The organism is Streptococcus equinus ATCC 9812 (assembly GCF_000187265.1).
GTDB lineage: Bacteria > Bacillota > Bacilli > Lactobacillales > Streptococcaceae > Streptococcus > Streptococcus equinus.
Genome location: NZ_GL698434.1, coordinates 13,765 through 40,570 on the forward strand (window position 1 = coordinate 13,765; position 26,806 = coordinate 40,570).

The window sequence follows — 26,806 nt, forward strand, 5'->3', positions numbered from 1 at the left end:
TAAGTGCCTCATTTTTTAAGAAGAACTATATTAATGATTGATACTTAAATAAAAACACGACTGTATAGTCTGAAATTCCAAAACTCAACGTCATTATTTGAGGTCTTCTTCCTTACATAAACTACACAAAATCAAAAGTTAAATTCTTTAATCATCATATCATTGTGATATTCTTCACCAACTATATTAGACCTTTTTCAAAAAAAGTCAAGTATTTTTTGTAAGCTTTTTCATTTTTATTACAAAAGTAATGTAAAGGGATACAAACATAAATGACTATTTTCCTTTTAAACTAATGTTTTTTTCACTTTTATATTTTCACATTATTCAAAAACTCATTTTCATTAAAAATCATTTTCAAATAAAACAAAAAAACTTCTTGGAAATTCCAAGAAGTTTTTCTTTGGTTTTGCGTCAGATTAACGACGAAGACCAAGTGATGCGATCAATTCGCGGTAACGGTTAACGTCTGTGCGGCGAAGGTATGCCAACAAGTTACGACGGTGACCGATTTTTTTCATCAAACCACGGTAAGTTGCGTGGTCTTTTTTGTGTTGTTTGATGTGTTCGTTAAGGTGGTTGATTTCCCAAGTAAGAACAGCTACTTGAACTTCAACTGAACCTGTGTCACCTTCGTGACGTGCGTATTGAGCGATGATTTCATTTTTTTTCTCTTTTGAGATTGCCATAATTTTTCTCCTTTATATTGCTTCATCCGAGTGGTAGGTTTTTGGCGGATCCTACGACCAAGAAGAAGTTACTTGTCTTACGACAGTCCTTATTGTAGCAGATTAAATCTAGTTTTGTCAAAGGTTTTCCCTTAATTTAACAAGACTTTAACCCAAATTAGTTTTTCTTTGAAAAACGTGTTTTTACAATCAAACCTAAGCAAATAATCAAACTGATAACAGCGTAGATGACAAAGGCAAATCCTGGTTGTGGGTTAAATTGTGAGAAGAGATTCAAGACAATAGCTGAGCTAGCACCACCAAGGTTACAGAAAATCAAAATAAGTGTTGTCGCATTTCCAATCAATTGAGGTGAGATGTTATTTGAAACGTCACTGAAGACACATGTCACCACAATACTATACCAGAAACCTGATAACATTGCTCCAAGTAGCATAATCCAAAGATTATTAGCAAATCCTACCATAAATAGACCAAGAGCAAATGGAAGCATTGAAATGGTAATCAAATTTTTGCTAAAGCGACCAAGTAATCCCTCAAAACAAATTCCTGAAAGAATTCCCATAAGCATCATACCACTCAAGATTAAGCTAGCTTGACGTGGGCTTCCAAGATGTAATTGGTCAACAATCACTGGAATACGTAAACTGTTTGCACTGTTAATGTTAATAACAAATCCAGCCAATAATGATAGTCCAACAATATATAAAATATCTTCTTTGCTAAATTTAGCACGAGTCTCACTATGCTGAACTTCTTCTACTTCAACGTTAGGTTTTGGAGCAAAAATAAGATAAAACGCAAGAATTGGCAAGGCAAATAGATAGACGCTAAATGTCCATGTCCAACCAAGAGTTACAATGAAACCTACAATCACTGTTAAAAGGGCATTACCAATGATTTCAAATGAACCACGAAGCCCCAACATTTGAGCACGTTCATTGCCAACATAAGTTTCACTAATGATACTAATCGCACGAGAATTGATTAGACCAATACCAATACCAAGTAAAATACGTGAGACAACTACTAATGAATAGCTGTGCAAAAGAACTGGCATACTTCCGCCAAATGCGACCAAAAGTAAACCAAGAATAATACTAGCTCTCTCAGAAAGGAATCGGTCAATAATCGGATTAAGCAAAAGCATTGCTAAAATAACAAATGATGACATTGAAAATAGAAATTCAACTTGACTTGCAGCATAACCTTGCTTAGCAAAAGTCGTAATCATTTGCGGTAAAGCTGTCGACGGAGATAGCGTCGAAATCAGCATTAAAGATAAAGATAGGAGACTAAATTTCTCCAAAAGTGTTTTCATAGAAACTCCTTACTTGTTTTTTTCATCAAATCCAGTATAATCAAAGTTAGCGTATAAAAATAGGACTTATGTCACAACAAAGGAGGTCTGTGTGACTTTAGAAAAATATATTCAAGAATATCAACTTGAAAGAATCTTTCCCAAGCACTATTTTGACAAATTACAAATCCGTGAGCTAGCTGCTGGAGATGCGATTTGTCACCAAGGAGAAGCTTTAACAGCACTCTCTTATTTTGCTAAAGGAAAACTAAAAATCGTTCGACGTTTATTTAACGGCAAAGAACACATTTTAGATATTAAAGAAAAACCAACTTTAATCGGAGATATTGAATTGCTAACAAATCAACCTATCGTATCTTCAGTCGTTGCACTTGAAGATACCTTGGTTATCCAACTTCCTCTAACAGGAATCCGCGACGAATTGTTAGCTGATAATGACTTGCTTTTAAACCTCAGCAAAGGGCTCGCACAATCACTCTACGAGCAAAATATCCGTGCCTCAACAAATCTGAATTACACGCTTAAAGAACGCCTAGCAACACACATCCTAGCTGTCGAAGACAAAGGAGTCTTCAGACTAGAATTAACCAGTCTTGCTGATTCATTTAGCGTCAGCTATCGCCACTTGCTTCGCGTGATTCACGAATTCATCGATTCAGGAATCATCGAAAAACGTCGCCCCTATTATTACATCAAAGATATGAAGAAACTTATCGACTTGAAGATTACTAACTAAGCCAATAACTTTCTCGTTAAGCATTTTTATGCTATAGTGTTATATAGAATAATTAGAGGAGAAACTATGTCAGTTATTGAAAAACTAGCAAAACCAAGTCATTTAATCAATATGAATGATATTATTCGCGAAGGTCACCCAACTTTGCGTCAAGTTTGTGACGACGTCACATTCCCTTTATCTGATGAAGAAATCATTTTGGGTGAAAAAATGATGCAGTTCTTGAAAAATTCACAAGATCCTGTAACTGCTGAAAAAATGGGCTTGCGCGGCGGTGTTGGACTTGCAGCACCTCAATTGAACGTTTCAAAACGAATCATTGCCGTTCTTGTTCCAAATATGGAAGACAAAGATGGTAACCCACCAAAAGAAGCTTACAGCTTGCAAGAAGTTATGTACAATCCAAAAGTTGTTGCTCACTCAGTTCAAGACGCTGCTCTTGCTGATGGTGAAGGTTGCTTGTCTGTTGACCGTGTCGTTGAAGGATACGTTGTTCGTCATTCACGTGTGACTGTTGAATACTTCAACAAAAACGGTGAAAAACACCGCGTCAAACTTAAAGGTTACAACTCCATCGTTGTCCAACACGAAATCGACCACACAAACGGTATCATGTTCTACGACCGCATCGATGAAAAAAATCCATTTGCCGTTAAAGATGGCATGCTAATTGTTGAATAAACTAAAAAGAGAGGATTTTCTCTCTTTTTTTGTGACTAAAAAAGCCTAGGATGTTAAAATCCTAGGCCTTTTATATCTCACAGTTTTTGATATTGAAAGGCTAAACCAATATGACTGTGATAAAGGTGAGCTAAGCTTAAATAGGAAAAGCTGACTCACCTATGGATTTGTTAAATGGTAAAACTTAGATTAATCAAGCGCAGCAAGAAGTGCTTGAGCTTGTTTGTCAAGGTTAGCAAGAACCTCATCAGTTGCGATAAATTTACCATCTACCCATGCAGAATCGTTCACACGTGTTGTTGTAATTTCATCAACAAATTTTGTGCGGATGAATGGGAACAAAGCACGGTAAGCATCGGCTACAGCTTCGTGCCCACCATTTGCAAGGATAGAAACAGTTGTTACTTTTTCATTAAGAGCAGATGGACCAGTTGGGTCTGAAAGATCAAGCGCTCGGCTCAACCAGTCAAGCAAGTTCTTCACTGAACCAGGAATCGCAAAGTTATAAACTGGTGAGAAGACCCAGATAGCGTCTGCTGCAAGAACTGCTTCACGCGCAGCTTGAACAGAAGCTGGAATATCAGCTTCCAAATCTTGTGAAAAGACCGGAACCTGTGACCAGTCTAGGTATGATACTTCTGCTTTGCCTTCAAGAGCTTTTTCTGCATTTTGAGCAAATTGTTGGTCAAATGAACCTTGACGCAATGAACCTACGATAAATAGAATTTTTTTCATGATAATTCTCCTTTTAAAGATTAGCTATAGTAATGATATTAATTGATAGGATTGATATTTATCACTATGTAGTGATTTATCTATAATATCATTTTATGACTTATTTATCATTTTGTAAATTATTTTGCTCACGCGGTTTGAATTTTTTCAGGAGTCGAATTAATTCTTCTTGCTCCTCTTCTGTCAGAACTGAAAAGGTCTCTTCGATTTTTTCGATATGAAGCGACAAAGCTCGCTCAATAACTTGACGACCAGCATCTGTTAAAGTTACCAGATAAGCACGTTTATCGTCTGGACAAGTGTGACGGGTCACCCATCCTTTTTTCTCCATATTACGAATCACTACCGTCATGTTGCCAGACGTTGCCAAGATACTTCCCATTAACTCGCCGATTTTCATGGGACCTTTGCTGTAAAGAACGTCCAGGACACTAAACTGCGTCGGAGTTAAATCATCTTGTTTAAACGTTTCTGATACCTTAGCATCAATGGTCCGAAATGCTTTTCGCATGACAACCATAGCTTTAACTGAAGGATTTTTAAAGTCACTCATCGCTGCTCCTTTCTTTTTTACATCATATCATTCACTAGGATTTTTGACAAATAGCAGAGCCTAAAAAAGAAGTCCTCTTACGAGAACTTCTGACTTTACGTTTTTATGCTTTTTCAATAAAATCGATAATTTTTAATTTCATACCACTTGAAACAGGGTATTTTTTAACTTTTTTAATCATATCTTGTTTAGAAGTAGTTTTTAGTTGTTCTTTAACAACAAGTACAGTAACTTTTTCATAGCCAATTTCTGCAATCTTATCTGCTGATAGACCTATAACTCCTAAAGTTGCTACTCCTCCAAGTATACCAAACGGACCCAATGCGGCTAACGCTGATGTAATTACCGCCGCACCAACTAAACCACTTGCACTCGCTGCGCTCATCGCTACTAATAAAAATAATCCTGGAACTCCTAAACCAGCAAATTTTTTGATAATTTCATCCATTTTTTCTCCTCCATTTTCTCGGATTTTTGCAAACCTATTATATATATATATATATAATTTGTCAACCTTTTTCGGCCTATATTTTACAGGATTTTTGACATTTTTTAGAGAGATAATTTTACTAGATTTAACACCAAAAAGCAGTTCTGAAAATCAGAACTGCTTTAATTTATTCATTAGAAGAAATCGTCAAACAAACTGAGTTGGTTATCTTCTGGCATGTTGCCAAGGATTCCCATCTCATCCATTTTATCGACCAATGTTGCTGAAACACCACCGCGTTTGCGAAGTTCCATTTTAGATAGGAATTCACCTTCTTCACGCGCTTTAACAATTTGTTTTGCAACGTTCTCACCAAGACCATCCATAGCTACAAATGGTGGAATAAGGGTATCACCGTCAATGATGAACTCTGTCGCATCACTACGGTAAAGGTCTAATTGACCAAATTTAAAGCCACGTTCGAGCATTTCATTGACCAGCTCAAGTGTTGTGTAAAGGTCAATTTCAACGTTTGAAGCTTCGTTATTTTTACGTTTAGTTGAAATTTCTGCCATGCGTTCTTTAACCGCATCAAGACCTGTACTCATTGTCTTGATATCAAAAGCTTTGGCACGAATTGAGAAATAAGCACAGTAATAATAAAGTGGGTAGTGAACCTTGAAGTAAGCCACACGTAAGGCCATCAAAACATAGGCTGCCGCGTGAGCTTTCGGAAACATGTACTTGATTTTACCACAAGATTCGATGTACCAATCAGGCACATTATTGTCACGCATAGCTTGGATATAGCCATTACGTTCTTCATCAGAAATCTTCAACCAACGTCCCTTACGCACACGTTCCATAATTGTAAAGGCCATTTTTGGATCAAGACCTGCGTGCATAAGATAAACCATGATGTCGTCACGACAACCAATAACAGTTTTCAGTGTCGCGATACCTTCTTTAATCAAATCTTGGGCATTTCCCAACCAAACATCGGTACCGTGTGATAGACCAGACAACTGTAGCAATTCGGCAAATGTCGTTGGGTGTGTTTCTTCAACCATCCCACGAACGAAGTTTGTACCGAATTCTGGAATACCAAGCATACCTGTCGGTGTTCCGATTTGTTCAGGCGTTACACCAAGCACTTCAGTACCTGAAAAGAGTGCCATAACATCTGGATCATCAGCTGGAATATCTTTTGGATCAATACCTGACAAGTCTTGTAGCTTACGAATCATCGTCGGATCATCATGTCCGAGGATATCAAGTTTCAAGACGTTTTCATCGATATCGTGGAAGTTAAAGTGAGTGGTTTGCCATTCAGCAGATAAATCATCAGCTGGATATTGCACTGGCGTAAAATCATAAACGTCCATATAGTTTGGAATAACAACGATACCACCTGGGTGTTGTCCAGTCGTACGTTTCACACCTGCGGCACCTTGCGCTAAACGCTCAACTTCTGCTTCTGGATACATCTTGCCATAATCACGTTCATACCCTTTAACGAAACCATAAGCCGTACGATCAGCAACAGTACCAACGGTTCCTGCACGGAATGCGTATTGCTCACCAAAAATATCACGAACATCCAAGTGCGCTGACGGTTGGTCATCACCAGAGAAGTTCAAATCGATATCGGGAACCTTATCTCCATCAAATCCAAGGAAGGTTTCAAACGGAATATCGTGTCCATCTTTCTTGTAACGTGTTCCACATTTTGGACAGTCTTTGTTAGGCAAATCATAACCCGAACCAACTGAACCATCGGTGATGAATTCTGAGTGTTGGCAATTTGGGCAGACATAATGCGGTGGCATCGGGTTAACTTCGGTGATACCAATCATTGTCGCAACAAAACTTGACCCAACAGATCCACGCGAACCAACCAAATAACCACGTTTATTTGAGCGGATAACAAGCATTTGTGATGCCAGGTAAATCACGGCAAATCCATTACCCAAAATAGATGTCAATTCTTTTTCGATTCGTCGATCGACAATATCAGGAAGCGGATTACCATAAATTTCAAAGGCTTTTTGATAAGTCATTTCTGCAACACGTTCTTCTGATTTTTCAAGGAAAGGCGTGTACAAATCTTTTTTAACAACTTCAATTTCTTCAAAGCGTTCCGCAAAATCATTGGTATTTTTAACAACAATTTCGTAGGCGACATCCTCACCAAGGAAAGCAAATTCATCTAGCATTTCATTGGTTGTACGGAAATGCGCTTTTGGTAGCGGAGCAGGTTGTGCATCCTCACCACGACCAATCGGACGGTTAATCGGTGCCCCTTGCCCTAAACTACGAACGATAATTTCGCGGTAAATTTCATCTTCTGGCTCGATATAGTGAACATTACCAGTCGCAAGAACAGGCTTGTTCAAACGGCGTCCGACTTCAATCAAATCACGAATAACTTGGCGAATACCTTCTTCATCCTTGATTGTTCCTTGTGCCAAAAGCGGTGCATAAATAGCTGGTGGCATGACCTCAATAAAATCATAGTACTTAGCCACTTCAACAGCTTTATCCACACCAGATGTCAAAACTGCATCAAAAACTTCACCTTCTGAGCAGGCTGTCCCAAGCAAAAGCCCTTCACGGTGTGCATCAAGAACAGTTCTTGGAATACGTGCTACTCCTTCAAAATATTTGACATTTGAAAGACTGACAAGTTTGAAGATGTTTTTCAATCCAGTTTGGTTTTGAACATAGATCGTTGCATGTTTGACGCGAGCTTTCTTATAAGAATCTTCAGCCACCAACTTGGTATTCAAGTCCATCATGTTGGTAAGGCCATGATTTTCACGTGCTTCTTTCAAGAAAATAAAGAGCAAGCGACCAGTTGCTTCGGCATCGTAGTTGGCCATATGGTGGTGTTCAAGAGACACTTGGAAACGTTTTGTCAAAGGCCCCAAACCATGACGTTTGTATTCTGGATAAAGATTTCGTGCCAATTCAAGCGTATCAATAACTGGCTGCGTAATCGTTGGCATACCATGACGTTTGTAGTTAGCATTCATAAATCCAACGTCAAAGGTTGCATTGTGGGCAACAAGAACGGTATCTTTACAGAAATCTTGGAACATTTGAAGCACTTGCTCAATTGGTTTAGCGTTTCTGACATGATTATCTGTAATACCAGTCAATTCTGTTGTAAAGGCTGATAGATGGTGCCCTGGGTTGATGAATTCATCAAACTGCTCAACAATATTTCCTTTGTACATTTTTGAAGCCGCAATCTGAATCAAATCATTATGCACCGCAGAAAGTCCAGTCGTTTCCACGTCAAATACGACATAAGTAGCTTCATTCAACTCTAAATCAACTGGATTGTATGCAATCGGCACTTTATCTTCAACAATATTGGCTTCCAAACCAAAGATGGCTTTAATACCGTTCTTACGGGCTCTGTGATAGCCATGAGGGAAACTTTGAACATTTCCATGGTCAGTAATGGCAACAGCCTTGTGGCCCCATTTTGCGGCCGTATCAATCAACTCTTCTACTGTTGGGAGAGCGTCCATTGTCGACATGTTTGTGTGAGCATGAAATTCCACACGTTTTTCACCTTCTGGCATCAAATCCTTACGATCATGGTGAACAATTTCTTTAACATCTTGCACATTCATGGTAAGGGCATGAGTGAAATTATTATTCTCGATATTACCCCGAACACGAAGCCATGAGCCCTTGGCAATCATGTCATATTTTTTCAATTCTTCATCATCTTTTGCCCATTTTTGCATGGCAAAACTTGATGTATAGTCAGTCATCTTGAAATTGATGATGTGTCGACCAGTTCGTGTTGTTTTCTTTTCAACGTCAAAAACCATCCCTTCAAAAACGATGCGGTTTTCTTCGGTTGTGATTTCAACCATCGGGGTGATTTCAGCATTTTCAAATCCTGCACGACGTTGTTTAGCACGTTCTTTGAAATCAAATTTAGGTTTTGGCGCTTCTTCAACTGGTGGCATTGAAGCTTCTAATGATTTGACAGCTTCGCGATTTTCCTGCACAGCCTTTTCAACCATAGCTTCGCGATTTGACGTAAAATCTTCTTGGAGAGCTTGCGTCATGGCTTCATCTGACACCATATCAATCGCTAATTTTCCAAAACCAAAGGCTTCAAACTGACGTGCCAAATTTGGCAAATGATTTTTACGAAAATGATTATTATTGACAAAAGCTGGCGCTTCAATCAATAATTTTGTCCCATCGTAAGAGACTTTCAGTTTGCTAAAAGATGCTTTAAAGCTAGCGCTGTTGCAAGGAGCGTGCTCAAAAGCTTCTTCATAGTAAGCCTGCAATAACGGCTGTGAAAAATCAATATTTTCTGCTTTGATATCAAAAGTTGCCATGATGTCTGCTTGTTTGAAAGTATTGACCAGGCGGTAAGCCAACTCACGGTAAATCTCGATTGGCAAAATCTCTGCAAATGAAAAATGGAATTCCCAGAGGCGAGATACCGAGTGCACCTTAACTTCACGGATATCTGCAGATGAAAAAGCACTTGATTGTCGCATTTCAAGCGGCATATCGATTTGCTCCATCAATTTTTTAAATAACTCTGACATAAAACGTAAATTACCTCAATTCCATAAATTAAACTATTCTTATTAAGCAAAATATTGCCTTTTTTTCTAGGGATGTTATCTTCTAATTCTACCACAAATGACAGCTTTTTTCGACACAAAAAAGGCCAGGACTAAATACCTGACCTCTCACTAATTAGTGTTCTTTTGTCAAAATTTCAAGTGTTTCAATAAGGTTTTCAGCGTTAACCTCGATTGTATCACCAGTTGCTTTGATTTTAACTTCAACGATTCCATCCGCAGCCTTTTTACCTACAGTCACACGGATTGGAAGACCGATAAGGTCGCTATCTGAGAATTTAGAACCAACACGTTCGTTACGGTCGTCAACCAAAACTTCGTAACCTTTTTCAACCAATTCAGCTTCTACTTTAGCTGTCAATGCTTGTGCTTCTTCGTCTTTCACGTTTACAGTGATAACGTGTACGTCAAATGGTGCCAATTCTTTAGGGAAGTTAATACCCCATGCAAAACGGTAAGCACCTTTTGGTGTTTTAGAAACAAAGAGACGAGCATGTTGTTCAATAACAGCAGACAAGATACGGCTAACACCGATACCGTAGCATCCCATGATGATTGGAACAGCACGACCGTTTTGGTCAAGAATTGTTGCTCCCATGCTTTCTGAGTAACGAGTACCGAGTTTGAAGATGTGTCCGATTTCGATACCACGAGCGAATTTAAGAACACCTTTACCATCTGGTGAAATTTCACCTTCTTTAACTTCACGAATATCAACGTATTCTGCTTCGAAGTCACGACCTGGGTTAACACCAGTCAAGTGGTAACCATCTTCGTTAGCACCTACAACAGCGTTAGCAACGTCTTGAACTTTGCGGTCAGCAATGATACGAACATTTTCAGGAAGGTTAACTGGGCCAAGTGAACCGAAGTTTGCCCCAAAGACTTTAACAGCATCTTCTTCAGTTGCTGGATCAAGGAAGTCTGCACCAAGGTAGTTTTTCAATTTAACATCATTAACTTGGTCATTTCCGACAAGAAGAGCAACAACTGGTTCTTTATCAGCGATGAAAAGAAGTGTTTTAATTGTTTGTTCTTCATCAACATTCAAGAAAGCAGCCACTTCATCGATTGATTTGCAGTTAGGTGTTTCTACACATTTGATATCTTCTTGAGCAACAACTTTAGTTGTTGGTTTGTATTCGTTGCTTGCCATTTCAAGGTTAGCAGCGTAGCTTGATTCAGTTGAGTAAGCAACTGTATCTTCACCTGATACCAACCATGATGCCAATTCTTTTTTGATGCCTTCTAATACATCTTCTGGGATTTCATCAAATGAAGCGATTGATTTGTCAAGAACAACCCAACGGTCAAGGTCTGTACGGTCTGGAGTAATAGCCATGAATTCTTGAGAATCTTTACCACCCATAGCACCACCATCACCGATGATACCTTTGAAATCAAGACCAGCACGTGTGAAGATAGCTTCGTATGCTTTACGGTATTCTTCGTAAGTTTCATCCAAACCTTCATAATCAGCGTGGAAGCTGTAACCGTCTTTCATGATAAATTCACGTGTACGAAGAAGTCCGTTACGTGGACGTTTTTCATCACGGTATTTAGATTGAATTTGGTAAAGGTTAAGTGGTAATTGTTTGTATGATTTAACCGCATCACGGATAAGACTTGTAAATGTTTCTTCGTGAGTTGGGCCAAGGATAAAGTCTGATTTGTCACGGTTTTTTAGTTTGTAAAGGTCTTCACCGTAAGTTTCGTAACGACCTGATTCACGCCAAAGATCAGCATTCAAAAGTGCTGGTGCAAGCATTTCAACGGCACCAATTTTTTCGAATTCTTCACGCATGATTTTTTTGAATTTTTCGATTGTGCGGTTAGCAAGTGGTAGGTAAGCGTAGATACCTGCTGAGACTTGACGAACATAACCAGCACGAACCATAAGAGCGTGGCTAATAACTTGGGCATCGCTTGGCATTTCGCGAAGCGTTGGGATAAGCATTTGTGTTTGTTTCATAATAAAAATATTGCGGCCAAATCATGAAAATAAGTAAGCTGCTTTATTAAAAAGTAGCTTACTTACTCGCATATTAGAAAAGACCGTATCAATTCCTTTCTAAAAGATGTGTATTTTTAAAATTATATACTAGATTATGAGTTTAATAAAATTTAGAAAAAGACGCGCATGATATCATTCCATGTCACAGCAATCATTAAAATAATCATAATGACGACACCGACCAGAGTGATATAGGTTTCAGTTTCTTGTTTCAATGGTTTGCGGCGAACAATCTCAATCAAATTCATTAAGATTTTTCCACCGTCCAAAGCTGGAATCGGAATTAAATTAACAATTCCAAGGTTGATTGATAACAGCGCTAAAAGATTAACAACAGAAGTCAATCCATAAGATGCTGCTTGGCTTGAAGCTTGGTACATGGCAACTGGACCACCTAGCTTGTTCAAACTAAAGTTTGACACAAGACCTTTTAGTGCATTGAGAATGGCTGTAGCACCTTGCCATGCCATTTGGAAACCGCCAGTGATTTTATCCCAGAAGCCTGTTTTCAAAGCTGAAGAAACACCAATAAGGTAACTTCCGTGATTTTCAACTGGTTGAACAGCAAGTGTTTTAACCTTTCCTGATTTATCTTTGACTTTGACTGAGATAGTGTCGCCTTTTGAGATAGTCTTAGTCGACTTAGTTACAGCTTCAGTCAAATCAGACCAGTTTGTAACTTTATAATCACCGATAGCTAAAACTCTATCACCATTTTTGACGCCTGCTGCTTGCATAGCACCACCATCAGCCACTCGAACGGCATTAGTTGCAGTGTTTGGCACACCACCTTGCATGAAAACAAGAAGTATAAATGCTAAGATTCCAAGAATAAAGTTATTCATCGGACCTGCAAAGTTTGTTATCAAGCGACCAAGAACCGTCGCGTTTTGGTACTGCACATCAAGCGGAGCAATGCGAATTTCTGTACCATCTTCTTCAACGATGGTTGCATCATGGTGAACAGCAAAAGTCTTTTGTTCATCTAAGACAAGACCAGTAATTTCTAATTTATCTTCCAAATCATAAGACGTCACGTTCATCGGAAGTGCTGTGTTATCCAAGTGCTTGTTTGATAAATTAATTCGTGTTACTAAGCCATCTTTGTTCATCGTGAGACTAGCAGGTGTACCAGTTTTAATTTCAGTAGCATCATCACCCCAGCCAGCCATACGAACATAGCCACCAAGTGGTAAGATACGAAATGTATAGGCTGTACCTTCTTTATCAAAATGAGAAAAGATTTTCGGCCCCATGCCGATAGAAAATTCTCTCACCAAGATTCCTGCTTTTTTGGCAAAGTACAGGTGACCAAATTCATGGACAATAACTAAAATTCCAAAAACAATAATAAACGTTAATATTCCGAGCATTTTGCTCCTCTCTATACCAGTAAGATTATTTCCTTACTAGTAAGTAACTTTCAGAAGTTGATGGAAAACCTACCACTCAACTTATTAGAAAAGACCAAATAGATGCATGATCGGGAAAACAAAAATCATTGAATCAAAGCGGTCAAGAATACCACCATGACCAGGAATTAATTTTCCAGAATCTTTTACGCCAAAATGACGTTTAATTGCACTTTCAACCAAATCACCGAATTGGCCAAAAATACTAAACAAAATAACGTAAATCAACATAGCAAATAGATTGTGCGGTGCATAAACCGCTTTATCGATTAGCATGAAGATTAGTGAAACGACAACTGCACAAGCAATTCCGCCTAGGCTTCCTTCGATTGTTTTGTTCGGAGAAACTTTTGGCATTAACTTACGTTGACCAAAACGACGACCAACCATGTAAGCACCAATATCTGTTGCCCATACGATAAACAAGGCAAACAAGACTTTATCCAAACCACCCATGCGGGCATTGACTAGGTTTTGGAAACCAATTCCCACATAAAGACTTGCAGCAATCGGATAAGACACGTCGTCAAATGAATAATCATCGCTGTTCACAACTGTTCCAGCTAGTAGCAAGAAAACAAGTAAACCGTAGACTGAAAAATTAGAGTCAATCGGTAGCGATGTAAAGTAATTATCCAAAGGCACTGTTAAAACAAAAGCACCTAACATTGATAAAACACCTTCAATTGAAAAGAACTCAAGATGTTTCATGCGTAACATTTCTGCTACACCAATCATTGCTAAAAGACCTACAAAAACTTGGAAAGCAAGCCCCCCATGCAACAAGAACGGCAGCATAATCAATAGAGCAATAGCTCCCCAAATCACACGTTGTTTCATGATATTCCCTTTCTAGATTCCACCAAAACGGCGATGACGCTGATTGTACTCAGCAATCGCTTTAATCAATTCGTCTTTTTTGAAATCAGGCCATAAAACTGGTGTGAAATAGAACTCACTGTAGGCTGATTGCCACGGTAGAAAATTACTAAGACGAAGTTCACCACTTGTTCGGATAATCAAATCCGGGTCGCGGTAAAGATACGGCAAGTGATTAGTCATCAAGTGATTTGAAATCACATCTTCTGTAATATCATCTGGACTAATTTTCGCTTCAAGAACTTCTTGAGCAATATTTTTTACCGCTTCTGTAATTTCTGAACGGCCACCGTAGTTAAGCGCAAAGTTCAAAATAAGACCAGAGTTGTGCTTTGTTTGGTCACAAGCACGTTTCATAGCATCGTAAGTGTCTTTTGGTAAACGGTTTGTTTCACCAATAACTTGAACTCTAACGTTATTTTCGTCCAATTGCGGGACGTATTTATCGAAGAACTCGACTGGCAAGTTCATAATGAATTTGACTTCGTCTTCGGGTCGTGACCAATTTTCAGTTGAGAATGCATAAACCGTCAGAACTTTTACACCAAGCTCTGATGCAGCAATCGTCACATCTTGCAAAGCATCCATACCAGCCTTATGTCCCATGACACGTGGTTGCATGCGCTTTTTGGCCCAACGACCATTACCATCCATAATAATTCCAATATGATTTGGAATTTTATCGAGGCTAACTGCCTCTTCTTTTTTTCTAAATTTAAATTTAAACATATCAATTCCTTAAAAGCATACTCATCGTCCTATTTTACCATAAAATGGCTATTTTTTCTCTACTTAATTAAGAGGTTTTTAGGGAATAATGGCACAAAAAAAGCCAGACGTGTTTTCATCTGTCTTTTCATGTATTAATCTTCGCTTTCAACAGCAGTATCTTCAGTAGTTTCTGCTTGTTCTTCAGCAGCTTCTTCAACAACCGCAGTTTCAACTACTTCTGGTTGAGCTTTATTAACGACGCGTTTTACAGCACCTAGTTCAAATGTTAAGTAAACCCCATCGATGTCCAAAACCATTTTTTGGTTATCAACATCAACTTCATCGATAATACCATAAAGGCCACCGATTGTTACAATTTCATCACCTTTTTGTAGTGCTTTCAATTGTTCTTGACGGTTTTGTGCTTGTTTCTTTTGAGAACGTTGCATAAACCAAATCAAGGCAACCATAACAATCAACATAATAAGTGTTGGCATAAGTATCCTCCAAAAATATAAGCTTACTGACAACTATACCAAATTCCATTTCACAACGCAAGAATTGACCATTAAATGACTAAAAGCCTAATTTTTCTAGTCATTTAACATAGACGACTTGAATTTGTTCTTCAAATCCGAGTTTTTCATAAAGACGTTTTGCTGCAAGGTTTTCTGACTCAACCGCAATTTGAAAAGACTTTTCATTTTCGGCCACCAAAGCATTGACAAGAACTTTCATAAAATAAGTTCCAATGCCTTGACCACGATAACTTTCAGCTACTGCGAGTCCATAAAAATAATTGTATTCCGTACTAAAATCAACTGTACAAGAAGCCAATACTTTTTGGTCCTTCATGACGATATACAATCGTCCCGTCTTATCTGCTAGCGCTGCTTTAGCATAATGAAAAGCGACTTCATAAGACTCACCAAAAGCTTGAGATTGAAACTCAGCAATAGCCTCAAGATGTTCTTTCTGAGCTGGTGTCACTGATAACTCTTTTTGATTATCAACAGGATAAAATTGGCGGTTACGTGTCAGCCAATATTCAAAATCATCGTCTAATTTCATGCCAAGATTTGGCAACAAATCAGGATTTTTCGATAGAAATGCACGTTCTGACATCACGACAAATTCTAAATGATAATCCTGCAAGGTTTCACGAAGAACATGAAATAGTTGTCTTGCATAACCCTTTCGACGAAAATCTGGGTGAACCATAATAGCAACTTCAGCTTTCGCAGGACTGTCTGCGTAAACCGTCAACAAAGCCACTAAGCGTTCATCTTCATACCCTAAAAAGAAAGCTGGCATTTTCTCATCAAAATTCAAACTATTGGAAAGGTAAGGCGTTCGGTGTGTTTCATCAAAATCTTGAACCTCTCTAATCAATTTTTCAGCAGCCAGTCTCTGCTTGTCATCTAAGCAATTCGTGCTAATCACTTTCATAATCTCATCCTTTTTCATATCATTCTATACAATGCACAAAAAGCCTGAGACAAATGTCTCAGACTAGATTTATGTCATATTAACGGTCGTTGTATCCGTTTGGATGGCTTGAGTGCCATGCCCAAGCAGATGCAATGATTTTTTCAATATCGTCAAATTGAGGTTTCCAACCAAGGATTTCACGCGCTTTATCTGACGATGCGATAAGCGTATCTGGGTCACCAGGACGACGGTCAGCAAGTTCAGCTGGAATTTCTTTACTAGTTACTTTACGAGCTGCTTCAAGAATTTGAAGGTTTGAGAATCCTGTTGAAGAACCAAGGTTGAACGCTGTAGATGGATTACCTTCGCGAAGATATTTAACAGCAAGCAAATGTGCATCCGCTAAGTCAAATGGGTGAACGTAGTCACGCACATTTGTACCATCTGGTGTGTTGTAATCATTACCAAAAATCATGATTTTTTCACGAACACCTTGTGCTACTTGCAAAATAATTGGCAACAAGTGTGTTTCTGGTCCATGGTCTTCACCGATAGAACCATCTGGTTTAGCACCAGCAACATTGAAATAACGAAGTGGGACAAACTTAATGCCATAAGCTTGGTCAGCCCATCTCATAATAGTTTCCATCATGAGTTTACTTTCACCGTATGGATTGATTGGGCGTTGTGGAGTTGTTTCTTTGATTGGAAGCTCATCTGGGATACCATAAGTTGCTGCTGTTGATGAGAAGACGATGTATTTAACACCAAATTCATTCATCACTTCAAGCAATTTAATCATGCCAGCAGTGTTGTTGTCAAAGTATTTCAATGGTTTTTCCATGGATTCTGCAACCAATGAATAAGCCGCAAAGTGAATGACAGCATCCACATCAGGATTTTCTGTGAAAACTTTACGCATGAAATCTTGATCAGCAAGATCTCCTTGATAGAATTTTGCATCAGGATGAACCGCGGCACGGTGTCCTGTCACCAAACTATCGACAACAACAACTTTTTCTTCACCTTTTTCAATTAAACGATCAACCATGTGAGAGCCAATGTAACCAGCTCCACCAAGCACTAAAATTGACATTTATTTCTCCTATTCTAACCCAATGCTATTTACAAAACGCATAAAGGCTTTTTGACCTTTTTCATCACGTTTGTAAACACCGGCATCTTCTAGAACACGAACAAAAACGTGTCCAACTTCTTCTTGTACAATATTATGCACTGCATCAGCCGTAATATCCGTACGTTTTTTAATCTCATCTGCCCAATCTTTATGACAGTCAGCAATTTCATTATACTCATTCAAAAGATATTTTTCAACTTCTAGCAGTTCATCTTTCAGACGCGGCGGTAAAATAGCTAAGCCCATAACTTCGATAAGTCCAATATTTTCCTTTTTAATGTGTTGCACATCAGCATGTGGATGATAGACACCGTCTGGAAATTCAGCTGTTGTGTGATTGTCACGAAGAACAATATCCAGTTCAAATTGACCATCACGTTTGCGTGCAATTGGAGTAACTGTGTGATGCGGTGTGTCGCCTGTGTAAGCTAAAACATCAACACTTTCGTCAGAATAATCGCGCCATGCCAAACGAATTTTTTCAGCCAACTCAACCAAGCGTGCCTTGTTTTGACTGCGTAAACGAAGCACTGACATTGGCCATTTGACAATACCTGCTGTCACGTCAGAATAACCTTTAAAATGAAATTCATTGTCCAACTCGGCTATTTCCATTGGAAAGACATGACGACCACCTTGATAGTGATTGTGTGTCAAGATTGACCCACCGACAATTGGCAAGTCTGAATTTGACCCAGCAAAATAACCTGGGAAAATATCAACAATATCAAGCAACTGCGCAAAAGTATTTTTACTGATAACCATCGGCACATGCTCAGTATTTAGGATAATGCAATGTTCATTAAAATAGGCATATGGTGAGTATTGGAAGCCCCATTTTTCATCGCCAAGATTCAAGCGAATGATACGGTGATTAGCACGCGCTGGGTGATTAATGCGACCTTGATAACCTTCATTTTCCATACATAACTGACATTTTGGATAAGAAGATGCCTTGGTTAACTTAGCAGCAGCAATTGCTTTAGGGTCTTTTTCAGGTTTTGATAAATTAATCGTAATCTGAATATCACCGTATTGTGACGGCGTCGTAAAGGCAATATTTTTGGCAATTGCAGCGACTTTAATGTAGTCATTACGCTTGCTTAGGTCATAAAAATCTGCAACAGCTTGTTGAGGAGATATAGCATAAGTGTCCCAGAAACGACGATTCACCTGACTCGGGATTGGTGTGATGAAGTTCATCAATTCAGCACCCAAGCAATCTTTTTCTGCCATTAATTCGCCGACTTTGCCATTTTTTACAGCTAAGTCAACCAACTCTTCTTTGAGAGCAATTAAATCTGTTTCTTGCGTTTCTTGCTCTGCTCCATCCTCACCCACAAGGGCAAGGACACGGTTACGCAAGTAAAACATATCATCTTCTGTGTAGTCGCTGGCTTCAATTACCTTAGCGACAAAAGTATCTAAAAGTTTCATTTTATCTCTCTAATCTTAATTATTTTCTAGACAAGACACGTGAACCACCAGCGATTTCAGCAATGTAGAAAGCTGGTGCATAACCAACTGTTTCAGTGTAAACTTGCCCAACGTTTTTAGTAAATTCATCAACTTTATCTTTTGCAACAATGGCAATACCGCAGCCACCGAATCCCGCTCCTGTCATACGAGCTCCGAGAACTCCTTCTTGTTGCCAAGCAGTGTGAGCTAGGGTGTCAAGTTCAATACCTGTTACTTCATAATCATGTTCAAGTGATACATGTGAGGCATTCACCAAACGACCAAATTTTTCAAGTTCACCAGCCATCAAAGCTTCTTTGGCTTGAAGGGTACGTTGATTTTCCCAGACAGCATGGCGGGCACGTTTGAGACGATTTTCATCTTTAATAAGATAGCTATATTCGTCAAAACTTTGTAAATCAAGTTCACCCAATGTCTTGATATCAAGCACTTGGTTAAGTTCTTCTACTGCTTTTTCACATTCTGCACGACGTTCGTTATATTTTGAATCAGCAAGCTCACGACGTTTATTAGTGTTCATGATGACAATGACATTGTCACCAAGATCAAGTGGAACAAGTTCATATTCTAATGTATTTGTATCAAGGTAGATAGCTTGTTTGTCAGCACCCATACCGATGGCAAATTGGTCCATGATACCAGAATTTACTCCGATAAATTCATTTTCTGTTTGTTTACCAATTTTTACTAAGTCTAAACGTTCAACTTCAAGGTCAAATAATTCTTCGGCTACGATACCGACCAAAAGTTCTAGTGAGGCTGATGATGACAAGCCAGAACCATTTGGAATATTACCGTTGACGTAAAGTTCAAAACCACTGTCAATTTTGTGACCAGCTTCTTGCAAAAATTTAATGACACCTTTTGGATAATTTGTCCAGCTATCTTTCTTATCAAAAGTAAGATTATCAAGTGACACTTCAATAATACCTAAATCATCAAAGTTTGCTGAATAAAAACGTAAAAGTTTATCATCACGTTTACGAGCTGCACCATATGTTCCAAGAGTGATAGCTGCAGGGAATACGTGACCACCGTTGTAGTCAGTGTGTTCACCGATTAAATTGATACGTCCAGGTGAGAAAAACGTTGCATCTGCTTCTGTTCCAAATACTTTAGCAAAAGCTTCTTTAAGTTCTGTGATAGTCATGAGGGTCTCCTTTTTTATCTTTTTTTGTTTGCGATTTCATTTTACAACTGCAGTTAACTCAAGTCAATGATATTTACTAAAGTTTTACTTAAAATTTTTATTTTTAGAAATCTTGTGATATAATACTATCAAGAAAGAAGGGATGACCTATGGCTACATTAAAAGATATCGCAAAGCTAGCAAATGTTTCGTCAGCGACCGTCTCACGTGTCCTTAATAAAGATAAAACCCTCTCAGTTGGTGAAGAGACACGTCACCGTATTTTGACAGTTGCTGAAGAATTAGGTTACGAAAAACACAAACGTAACACAAACATCACACAAGAACGTCAAAAGATTGCCATTGTCCAATGGTATAGTGAACAGGAAGAGTTAAACGACCTTTACTATTACAGCATTCGTATTGGTCTTGAAAAACGTGCCCAAGAACTGGGTTATGACGTTGTACGCTATTTTAACAATGATATTCTAACGATTTCAGAAAGTGTTAGCGGGATTATCGCTATTGGTAAATTTTCAGACCAACAAATTCACAGTCTAGAAAACCATTCAAAAAACCTAGTTTTCGTTGATAGTGATACTTTGAATGCTGGTCATCCTTGTGTCACTACAGATTTTGATAACGCCGTTGTCAAGGTTCTCGATTATTTCATGAAAAAAGGATTTACTAAAATCGGGATGATTGCTGGGGAAGAACGTACGACTGACCAAAAAGAACTCATTGTCGACCAACGTTTCCGTACCTTTAAAAACTATGCTTACGAAAATAATCTCTATAACCCTGACTATGTCTTTGTAGGAGATTTTTCTGCCCCATCAGGATACGCTTTAATGAAAGAAGCTATCGGAAAATTGGGCGACGACCTTCCACAAGCTTTCTTTGTTGCAAATGACACTCTAGCCATAGGTGCCCTTCGTGCGCTTCAAGAAGCTAACATCGCTGTTCCTGACCGCGTCAGTCTCATTTCTTTCAATGACACACCTCTAACGAAGCAGGTCTTTCCTGCTCTATCAAGCATCACCGTTTATACCGAAGAAATGGGACGCACAGCCGTAGATATTTTAAACCATCAACTTATCAAACGTCATACCGTCCCAACAATGACAAGACTAGCTACCAGCTTGACTTTACGTGATAGCACAAAATAAACCTAAAAACAGCTCCTATTAGGAGCTGTTTTTTATTACCCAACTTTTACGCAGAGAGCATCCCATGGTTGGAGTTCATGATTTTCAAAATCTGTTAACTCTGATGTGTTACTGATGATAGTTTCTTGATAAGAAAGAGTTGTTTCAAAAGCTTGGACTTGATTTGATAAGTTTGCGACTACTAAATAAGTTTCATCTGCCGTTTTTCTAAGATAAGCAAAAACCTTATCTTCTGTATCCAAAAGTTCAAAATCAGCATCAATCAACCAGTCATTTTCTTTGCGAAGTTTGATGAGTTTTTGGTAAGTGTAGAAAATAGAATCTGGATTTTCTAGAGCAGCTTGGACATTGATATCGTGATAATTGGGATTCACTGTTAACCAAGTTTTATCAGCAGTTGAAAAGCCAGCATTTTTACTATCATCCCATTGCATTGGGGTTCTGGCATTGTCTCGTCCAATCATGCGAATGCTATCCATGATTTCTTCTGGCGTCTTACCATTTTCAAGGGCTTCTTTGGCAAAATTAAGCGACTCGATATCATCAATTTCTCCCAAATCTTTGAAAGGATAGTTAGTCATGCCGATTTCTTCTCCTTGGTAGATGTAAGGCGTTCCACGCATTAGATGTAAGGAAATAGCTAGTGCTTTAGCTGATTTCTCACGGTAAGTATCTGTGTTACCCCAGATAGAAAGCACGCGCGGCAAATCATGATTGTCCCAAAAAAGGGAATTCCAACCCTGACCAAGTTCAAGCTCTGTCTGCCATTTGTTAAAAATAGCTTTAAGTGCAGGAACATTTAACTCTTTTTCGTATTCCCATTTTGAAGCGTTTGGCTTGTGTTGAAGACCGATATGCTCAAATTGGAAGACCATGGATAATTCTTTCTCAGCTGGCGATGAATACTTCTTAGCAATTTCCGGAGTTGCTCCCCAAGTTTCACCAACCGTTAGCAAATCTTTTCCAGCTAAAGTTTTTTGATGCATTTCTTTGAGGTAGTCGTGCAATTTTGGACCATTATTTGAGATTAAGCGGTCAGGAATCTTCCCAATCATGTCAATCACGTCCATACGAAAACCAGAAATACCTTTGTCAATCCAGCGATTCATCATATCATAAACAGACTGGCGTAACAGCGGATTTTCCCAATTCAAATCAGGTTGTTTCTTGCTGAAAAAGTGCAAATAGTATTGCCTAGTTTTGCCATCATATTCCCAAGCAGAACCACCAAAAATAGAATTGAGCTCATTAGGTTTATCACGCCAAATGTAAAAATCACGATACTTGCTGTCAGGATTTTCATGCGCTTCGATAAACCAAGCGTGCTCATCTGACGTGTGATTAACCACTAAGTCCATAATGATGCGGATACCACGCGTTTTTGCCTCTTCTAGCAATTCTTCCATATCAGACATATCGCCAAAAATATCAGCAATCGCCTCATAATTTGAAATGTCATAGCCATTGTCATCCATTGGAGACTGGTAAACTGGAGATAGCCAAATCGCTGTAATTCCGAGCTTTTGCAGGTAATCAAGCTTACTAATAATTCCTTTTAAATCACCAACTCCATCACCATTTGAGTCCTTAAAAGATTTTGGATAAATTTGATAAATCGTTGCTTTGTGCCACCAATGTTTTTCCATAACGCACCTCATTTTAGAATTCTTTGTCTCTATTTTAGCTTTTTCTTTTGTTTTACGCAAGCGTTTGCGTTGCTCGAACCTAGATGCAAAGAAAAGCAAGGACACCCCTTGCTTTTATCTTTATAGAAAGGTAATTTCTTTACCGTTTTCTGTGACATGATAAGTCAAATCTTTTAGATTAATCTTTGCTTGTGCGACAACACTACTGCCTTGATTACGGCGTGTAATAAGGATTGTGTGGTTATCAGTCTCATCAACTTCAATACTGCCATCAAGGGCAAAAGCAGCTGACTCATTACGGAAAGTAAATAGTTTTAGCAAAGCTTGAACAACCGGACGTCTGACTTCTTCTGCAATTTCGCTACTGCTGTAATAATGACGATTAATATTGCGCCCTTCTTTTGTTTTTTCTAACAAATCAAGGTCGTTTTTTCCTGCCAAAAATCCAACATAATAAACTTAGAGATGGTTGTCGAAAATCTCCGAACCCGTGAACGCCAAAAACTTGACGTTGGGTATCATAACTAAAGGTTCGGTTATCTGGAGTTGGATTCCCTGAAAAAGCGTGGTCCTTCTCCAAAATAGCGTTTGAGCCGTGATATTTGGCGATTTTGCCTCCAATATGACGAAGAAGCAAATCCCCTTCTTTATTTTCGATAATCATTGACATCTCTTTACTTTGAATGTAAAAAAGATTCCCTTCGATGCGAATTCCCATGATAATTCCTCCCTTTGTTTACTAAAATTTTACCATCATTTATTTACCTCTTGAATGGTATTATGTTGGGCAAATATGGTAAAATGTTGTTTATAAAGGAGTTGATACTTTGAATGTTCTAAATACCTACAACGAATTTGACACGAATAATTTTGACCTGAACGTCGACCATTATGGTGCTGAGATTTGAGATAAAAACTACTCTTTTGGACCTACTGTTAGGGATAACTATGTCCTTCATTTCATTGTTGATGGCAAGGGAACTTTCACAATTGATGGCACAACAATCGAACTCAAAACAGGTGATATGTTCATTTTGCCAAAAGGAAAAGTGACCTTCTACCAAGCAGATAGCAAGCACCCTTGGACTTATCTTTGGGTGGGATTTAGTGGCTCAAAAGCTGAAAGCATCTTAAATAAAACAAAACTTCTTGAACACTATTTTTGTCATTCAACGCTCAACTCTAAAATCCTCGATCAGCTAGTCAAATTAACACAATTCCGTGACCAAAAACTCGATGACATTACAGAGCTTCAGCTGATTGCTGAACTTTACAAATTGCTAGCGTTTCTAATAGAAGAATTTCCAAGCAAAGCAATGTCTGATAGCAGTATTTTGATTCAAAATTACATCAGGCAAGCTAAAAAAATCATTCACACACAATATGGAAATCCATTAAAAATCAGTGATATTGCCAAAAAGCTCAATCTAAATCGCTCCTACTTGTACAAAATTTTCAAAGAAGAAACAGGTTATTCTCTCAAGGATTATCTCATCCAAATCCGCATGGAAAAAAGTGCTGATTTGCTTACCAGCACGACTTTTCACATCTCAGAAATCGCAAATGCTGTAGGCTTTCCAGACGCTCTCGCCTTCAGCAAGGCTTTCAAAAAACATTTCGGACAAAACCCAAGCAATTACCGTAAGACACAAAGATAAAAAAACTCCCCCAGAACTAAGTTCTTGGGAGAGTTTTTCTTAATCAACTTTAACAAGTCGGACGTTATCAATGTTTAGCCATTTGTTGGTAGCATTAGATTCAAAACAAACATTTGTCAACAATTTTGTTTAGTATTTTTTAAAAATGTTTGTTGTTTTTTTGTTTACTGTATTAAAAACAATGTCATAGAAATCCTTTATTTTCAGTACTTTTCACCTCTGTTACAACAATGTTTCAAATTGTTTCTTTTTTTTCTTATTTGTTGAGCTAGTAATTTAATTGTGATATGATAATGACAAGAAGAAATAAAAAAGAAAGGAGTTTAGTATGTTAAAAAAAGAACGCCTCCAGTGGATTCTTGAAAAAATCAACGTAAAAGGTGTTATTACTGTTAACGACATCATTAAAGAACTAGGTGTTTCAGATATGACTGTTCGCCGTGACCTTGACGAACTCGATAAAGAAGGTTTGTTGATTCGTATCCATGGTGGCGCCCAAAGTATCGATACACCAAAAGTAAAACCTAAATACGAAAAATCAAACAGCGAAAAACAAGAACTACAAATTGAAGAAAAACGCGCTATTGCAAAATTTGCAAGTCAACTCATCCAAGATGGCGAAACAGTTTTCATCGGTCCTGGAACAACACTTGAACATTTTGCACATGAGCTTGTCACTAAAAATATCCGTGTCGTAACAAACAGTTTGCCAGTATTTACCATTTTAAATCAAAATAAAAGCACTGATTTAATCTTAACTGGTGGGGAATATCGCGATATTACGGGTGCTTTTGTTGGTTCTTTAACGTCAACTTACTTGAAAGAACTTAAGTTCTCAAAAGCTTTCGTCAGTGCTAACGGTGTCTTTGGTGATTCTGTTGCTACTTATAGCGAAAGCGAAGGAGAAATTCAACGTATAGCCCTAGACAACGCCTTTGAAAAATTCCTACTTGTTGACCACGAAAAATTCGATAAATACGATTTTTATGACTTCTACAAGGTCAGCAAAATTGATCATCTTGTCACTGATTCAGGAATTTCTAAAGATGCCAAAAAAAAATTCGGTCAGTTAACAGACATTATGACTGCTGAAGATTAATTAGACAGAAAAGCTACTCTGTCTTGAGTAGCTCTTTTTATAACAAAAAATCTCCTAGGCAAATTAGCTTAGGAGGTTTTAAGGTTGTATTCTAGAAAAGTTTTTGAGAGATCAGATTAGCGAATAGCTCTTTCTGTTTCTGGGTCAAAGAAATGACCTTTAGCAACATTCAAAGTCAATTCAACTTTTTTACCTGGTTGGTAAGTGTCACGTGCATCTGTACGTGATACAAGTTCAACGTCACCAGATTTAACGTAAAGCATTGTTTCTGCACCGAGCAATTCTGATACAGTCACTTCTGCTTCTACAGTTGCTCCTGGGTAAGTGTCACGAACAAGTGGGTTATTTGAGATATCTTCTGGACGGATACCGAAGATAACTTTTTTACCTTTATAACCTTTGAGTTCAAGAAGTTTACGTTGACCTTCTGGCAAAGTAATCTTAAAGCCATTGTCGCAAACCAAGCTATCACCTTGAACAGTTGCTTCAAAGAAGTTCATAGCTGGGCTACCAATGAATCCAGCAACGAATTTGTTAGCAGGACGGTTATAAAGTTCTTGTGGTGTACCGATTTGTTCTACACGGCCGATTGTTCCTGAACCGTCTGGGTTTTTAGTAGAACTCATGATAACAATACGGTCAGCAAGTGTCATAGCTTCTGTTTGGTCATGAGTTACATAGATTGTAGTTGATCCGATACGGCGGTGAATTTTAGCAATTTCAGCACGCATTGATACACGAAGTTTAGCATCCAAGTTTGACAAAGGTTCGTCCATCAAGAATACTTTAGCATCACGGACAATGGCACGTCCCATAGCAACACGTTGACGTTGACCACCTGAAAGGTCAGCTGGCTTACGTTGAAGGAATTCTGTCAAACCAAGGATTTGAGCAGCTTCACGAACACGTTTATCAATGTCGTCTTTTTTGTATTTTCTAAGTTTCAAACCAAATGCCATGTTATCATACACAGTCATGTGTGGGTAAAGGGCATAGTTTTGGAAAACCATGGCGATATCACGGTCTTTTGGTGCTTTGTCATTAACAACTTCGCCATCAATTTTAAGTTCACCTTCTGTGATATCTTCAAGACCAGCAACCATACGAAGAGTTGTTGATTTACCACAACCTGAAGGTCCTACAAAAACGATGAATTCTTTATCTTTGATGTCAAGATTGAAATCTTCGACAGCATAGTGACTTGCATTTGGATATTTTTTGTAAATGTGATCTAGATTAAGTTCTACCATTTTTCTACTCCTTTGATT

General features: G+C 38.3%; 21 protein-coding genes and 3 pseudogenes. 5 read left to right on the forward strand and 19 right to left on the reverse strand.

The genetic code is table 11. The annotated features are described in order from the left end of the window. Nucleotides 1–419: 419 nt before the first annotated feature. Together rpsO and HMPREF0819_RS07865 are read right to left on the reverse strand one after the other, a co-directional pair. Nucleotides 420–689, reverse strand: coding sequence for a 30S ribosomal protein S15 (rpsO, locus tag HMPREF0819_RS07860; RefSeq protein WP_003063161.1), 270 nt, complete (start codon nt 687–689; stop codon nt 420–422). A gap of 157 nt (nt 690–846) precedes the next feature. Then, nucleotides 847–2,010, reverse strand: a complete 1,164-nt coding sequence (locus HMPREF0819_RS07865) for an MFS transporter (RefSeq protein WP_003067692.1) — start codon at nt 2,008–2,010, stop codon at nt 847–849. A gap of 91 nt (nt 2,011–2,101) precedes the next feature. Between HMPREF0819_RS07865 and HMPREF0819_RS07870 the strand changes: the two genes are divergently transcribed. Further along, complete coding sequence (locus tag HMPREF0819_RS07870) at nt 2,102–2,746, forward strand: cyclic nucleotide-binding domain-containing protein (RefSeq protein WP_003067693.1); 645 nt, start codon at nt 2,102–2,104, stop codon at nt 2,744–2,746. Between the two features lie 66 nt (nt 2,747–2,812). Then, nucleotides 2,813–3,427 (forward strand): peptide deformylase, encoded by a 615-nt coding sequence (gene def, locus HMPREF0819_RS07875; RefSeq protein ID WP_003067695.1) that lies wholly within the window; start codon nt 2,813–2,815, stop codon nt 3,425–3,427. Nucleotides 3,428–3,616: 189 nt separating this feature from the next. Here the strand turns inward: def and HMPREF0819_RS07880 are convergent, their stop codons facing one another. The 13 genes from HMPREF0819_RS07880 to HMPREF0819_RS07940 form a co-directional block, all read right to left on the reverse strand. Then, entirely contained in the window at nt 3,617–4,162 is a 546-nt protein-coding gene (locus HMPREF0819_RS07880) for an NADPH-dependent FMN reductase (RefSeq protein ID WP_003067697.1), read from the reverse strand. Nucleotides 4,163–4,262: 100 nt separating this feature from the next. Beyond that, nucleotides 4,263–4,715, reverse strand: coding sequence for a MarR family winged helix-turn-helix transcriptional regulator (locus HMPREF0819_RS07885; RefSeq protein WP_003067699.1), 453 nt, complete (start codon nt 4,713–4,715; stop codon nt 4,263–4,265). Between the two features lie 103 nt (nt 4,716–4,818). Then, nucleotides 4,819–5,163: a hypothetical protein gene (locus HMPREF0819_RS07890; protein WP_003067701.1), complete on the reverse strand. Its 345-nt coding sequence runs from the start codon at nt 5,161–5,163 to the stop codon at nt 4,819–4,821. A 176-nt stretch (nt 5,164–5,339) separates the two neighbouring features. Then, nucleotides 5,340–9,734, reverse strand: coding sequence for a PolC-type DNA polymerase III (locus HMPREF0819_RS07895; protein ID WP_003067703.1), 4,395 nt, complete (start codon nt 9,732–9,734; stop codon nt 5,340–5,342). Between the two features lie 154 nt (nt 9,735–9,888). Then, nucleotides 9,889–11,745 (reverse strand): proline--tRNA ligase, encoded by a 1,857-nt coding sequence (locus HMPREF0819_RS07900; RefSeq protein ID WP_003067707.1) that lies wholly within the window; start codon nt 11,743–11,745, stop codon nt 9,889–9,891. Nucleotides 11,746–11,897: 152 nt separating this feature from the next. Next, nucleotides 11,898–13,160 (reverse strand): RIP metalloprotease RseP, encoded by a 1,263-nt coding sequence (gene rseP / locus HMPREF0819_RS07905; protein ID WP_003067709.1) that lies wholly within the window; start codon nt 13,158–13,160, stop codon nt 11,898–11,900. Between the two features lie 84 nt (nt 13,161–13,244). Then, nucleotides 13,245–14,039: a phosphatidate cytidylyltransferase gene (locus HMPREF0819_RS07910; protein WP_003067712.1), complete on the reverse strand. Its 795-nt coding sequence runs from the start codon at nt 14,037–14,039 to the stop codon at nt 13,245–13,247. A 12-nt stretch (nt 14,040–14,051) separates the two neighbouring features. After that, entirely contained in the window at nt 14,052–14,807 is a 756-nt protein-coding gene (uppS, locus tag HMPREF0819_RS07915) for an undecaprenyl pyrophosphate synthase (protein ID WP_003067715.1), read from the reverse strand. 134 nt (nt 14,808–14,941) lie between these two features. Further along, on the reverse strand, nt 14,942–15,286 hold the full coding sequence (gene yajC, locus HMPREF0819_RS07920; protein ID WP_003067717.1) for a preprotein translocase subunit YajC: 345 nt from the start codon (nt 15,284–15,286) through the stop codon (nt 14,942–14,944). Between the two features lie 100 nt (nt 15,287–15,386). Continuing rightward, nucleotides 15,387–16,238, reverse strand: a complete 852-nt coding sequence (locus HMPREF0819_RS07925; RefSeq protein ID WP_044023473.1) for a GNAT family N-acetyltransferase — start codon at nt 16,236–16,238, stop codon at nt 15,387–15,389. 79 nt (nt 16,239–16,317) lie between these two features. After that, entirely contained in the window at nt 16,318–17,316 is a 999-nt protein-coding gene (gene galE, locus HMPREF0819_RS07930; RefSeq protein WP_003067721.1) for a UDP-glucose 4-epimerase GalE, read from the reverse strand. Between the two features lie 9 nt (nt 17,317–17,325). Continuing rightward, nucleotides 17,326–18,795, reverse strand: a complete 1,470-nt coding sequence (gene galT, locus HMPREF0819_RS07935) for a UDP-glucose--hexose-1-phosphate uridylyltransferase (protein WP_003067723.1) — start codon at nt 18,793–18,795, stop codon at nt 17,326–17,328. 19 nt (nt 18,796–18,814) lie between these two features. Continuing rightward, the gene (locus HMPREF0819_RS07940; protein WP_003067724.1) at nt 18,815–19,987 is read right to left on the reverse strand and encodes a galactokinase; all 1,173 of its coding nucleotides are present in this window, start codon (nt 19,985–19,987) and stop codon (nt 18,815–18,817) included. Nucleotides 19,988–20,136: 149 nt separating this feature from the next. Here HMPREF0819_RS07940 and HMPREF0819_RS07945 point away from each other — a divergent pair, with 149 nt between their 5' ends. Beyond that, nucleotides 20,137–21,135, forward strand: coding sequence for a LacI family DNA-binding transcriptional regulator (locus tag HMPREF0819_RS07945; RefSeq protein WP_003067726.1), 999 nt, complete (start codon nt 20,137–20,139; stop codon nt 21,133–21,135). A 35-nt stretch (nt 21,136–21,170) separates the two neighbouring features. Here the strand turns inward: HMPREF0819_RS07945 and dexB are convergent, their stop codons facing one another. The 3 genes and pseudogenes from dexB to HMPREF0819_RS07960 form a co-directional block, all read right to left on the reverse strand. Further along, nucleotides 21,171–22,781 carry a glucan 1,6-alpha-glucosidase DexB gene (gene dexB, locus HMPREF0819_RS07950; RefSeq protein ID WP_044023474.1) on the reverse strand — a complete coding sequence of 537 codons (1,611 nt, stop codon included), beginning with the start codon at nt 22,779–22,781 and terminating at the stop codon, nt 21,171–21,173. A 120-nt stretch (nt 22,782–22,901) separates the two neighbouring features. Beyond that, nucleotides 22,902–23,240: pseudogene (locus HMPREF0819_RS07955) on the reverse strand (sucrose phosphorylase); the annotation flags it as partial. Continuing rightward, nucleotides 23,236–23,499 (reverse strand): annotated as a pseudogene (locus HMPREF0819_RS07960) (alpha-galactosidase); the annotation flags it as partial. The pseudogenes HMPREF0819_RS07960 and HMPREF0819_RS07955, both read right to left, overlap by 5 nt. A 109-nt stretch (nt 23,500–23,608) precedes the next feature. Here HMPREF0819_RS07960 and HMPREF0819_RS07965 point away from each other — a divergent pair. Further along, a pseudogene (locus HMPREF0819_RS07965) lies at nt 23,609–24,439 on the forward strand (AraC family transcriptional regulator). Nucleotides 24,440–24,767: 328 nt separating this feature from the next. Beyond that, complete coding sequence (locus HMPREF0819_RS07970; protein WP_003067735.1) at nt 24,768–25,538, forward strand: DeoR/GlpR family DNA-binding transcription regulator; 771 nt, start codon at nt 24,768–24,770, stop codon at nt 25,536–25,538. Nucleotides 25,539–25,654: 116 nt separating this feature from the next. Here HMPREF0819_RS07970 and HMPREF0819_RS07975 read toward each other — a convergent pair whose 3' ends face one another. Continuing rightward, nucleotides 25,655–26,788: an ABC transporter ATP-binding protein gene (locus HMPREF0819_RS07975; RefSeq protein WP_044023476.1), complete on the reverse strand. Its 1,134-nt coding sequence runs from the start codon at nt 26,786–26,788 to the stop codon at nt 25,655–25,657. Nucleotides 26,789–26,806: the final 18 nt, after the last annotated feature.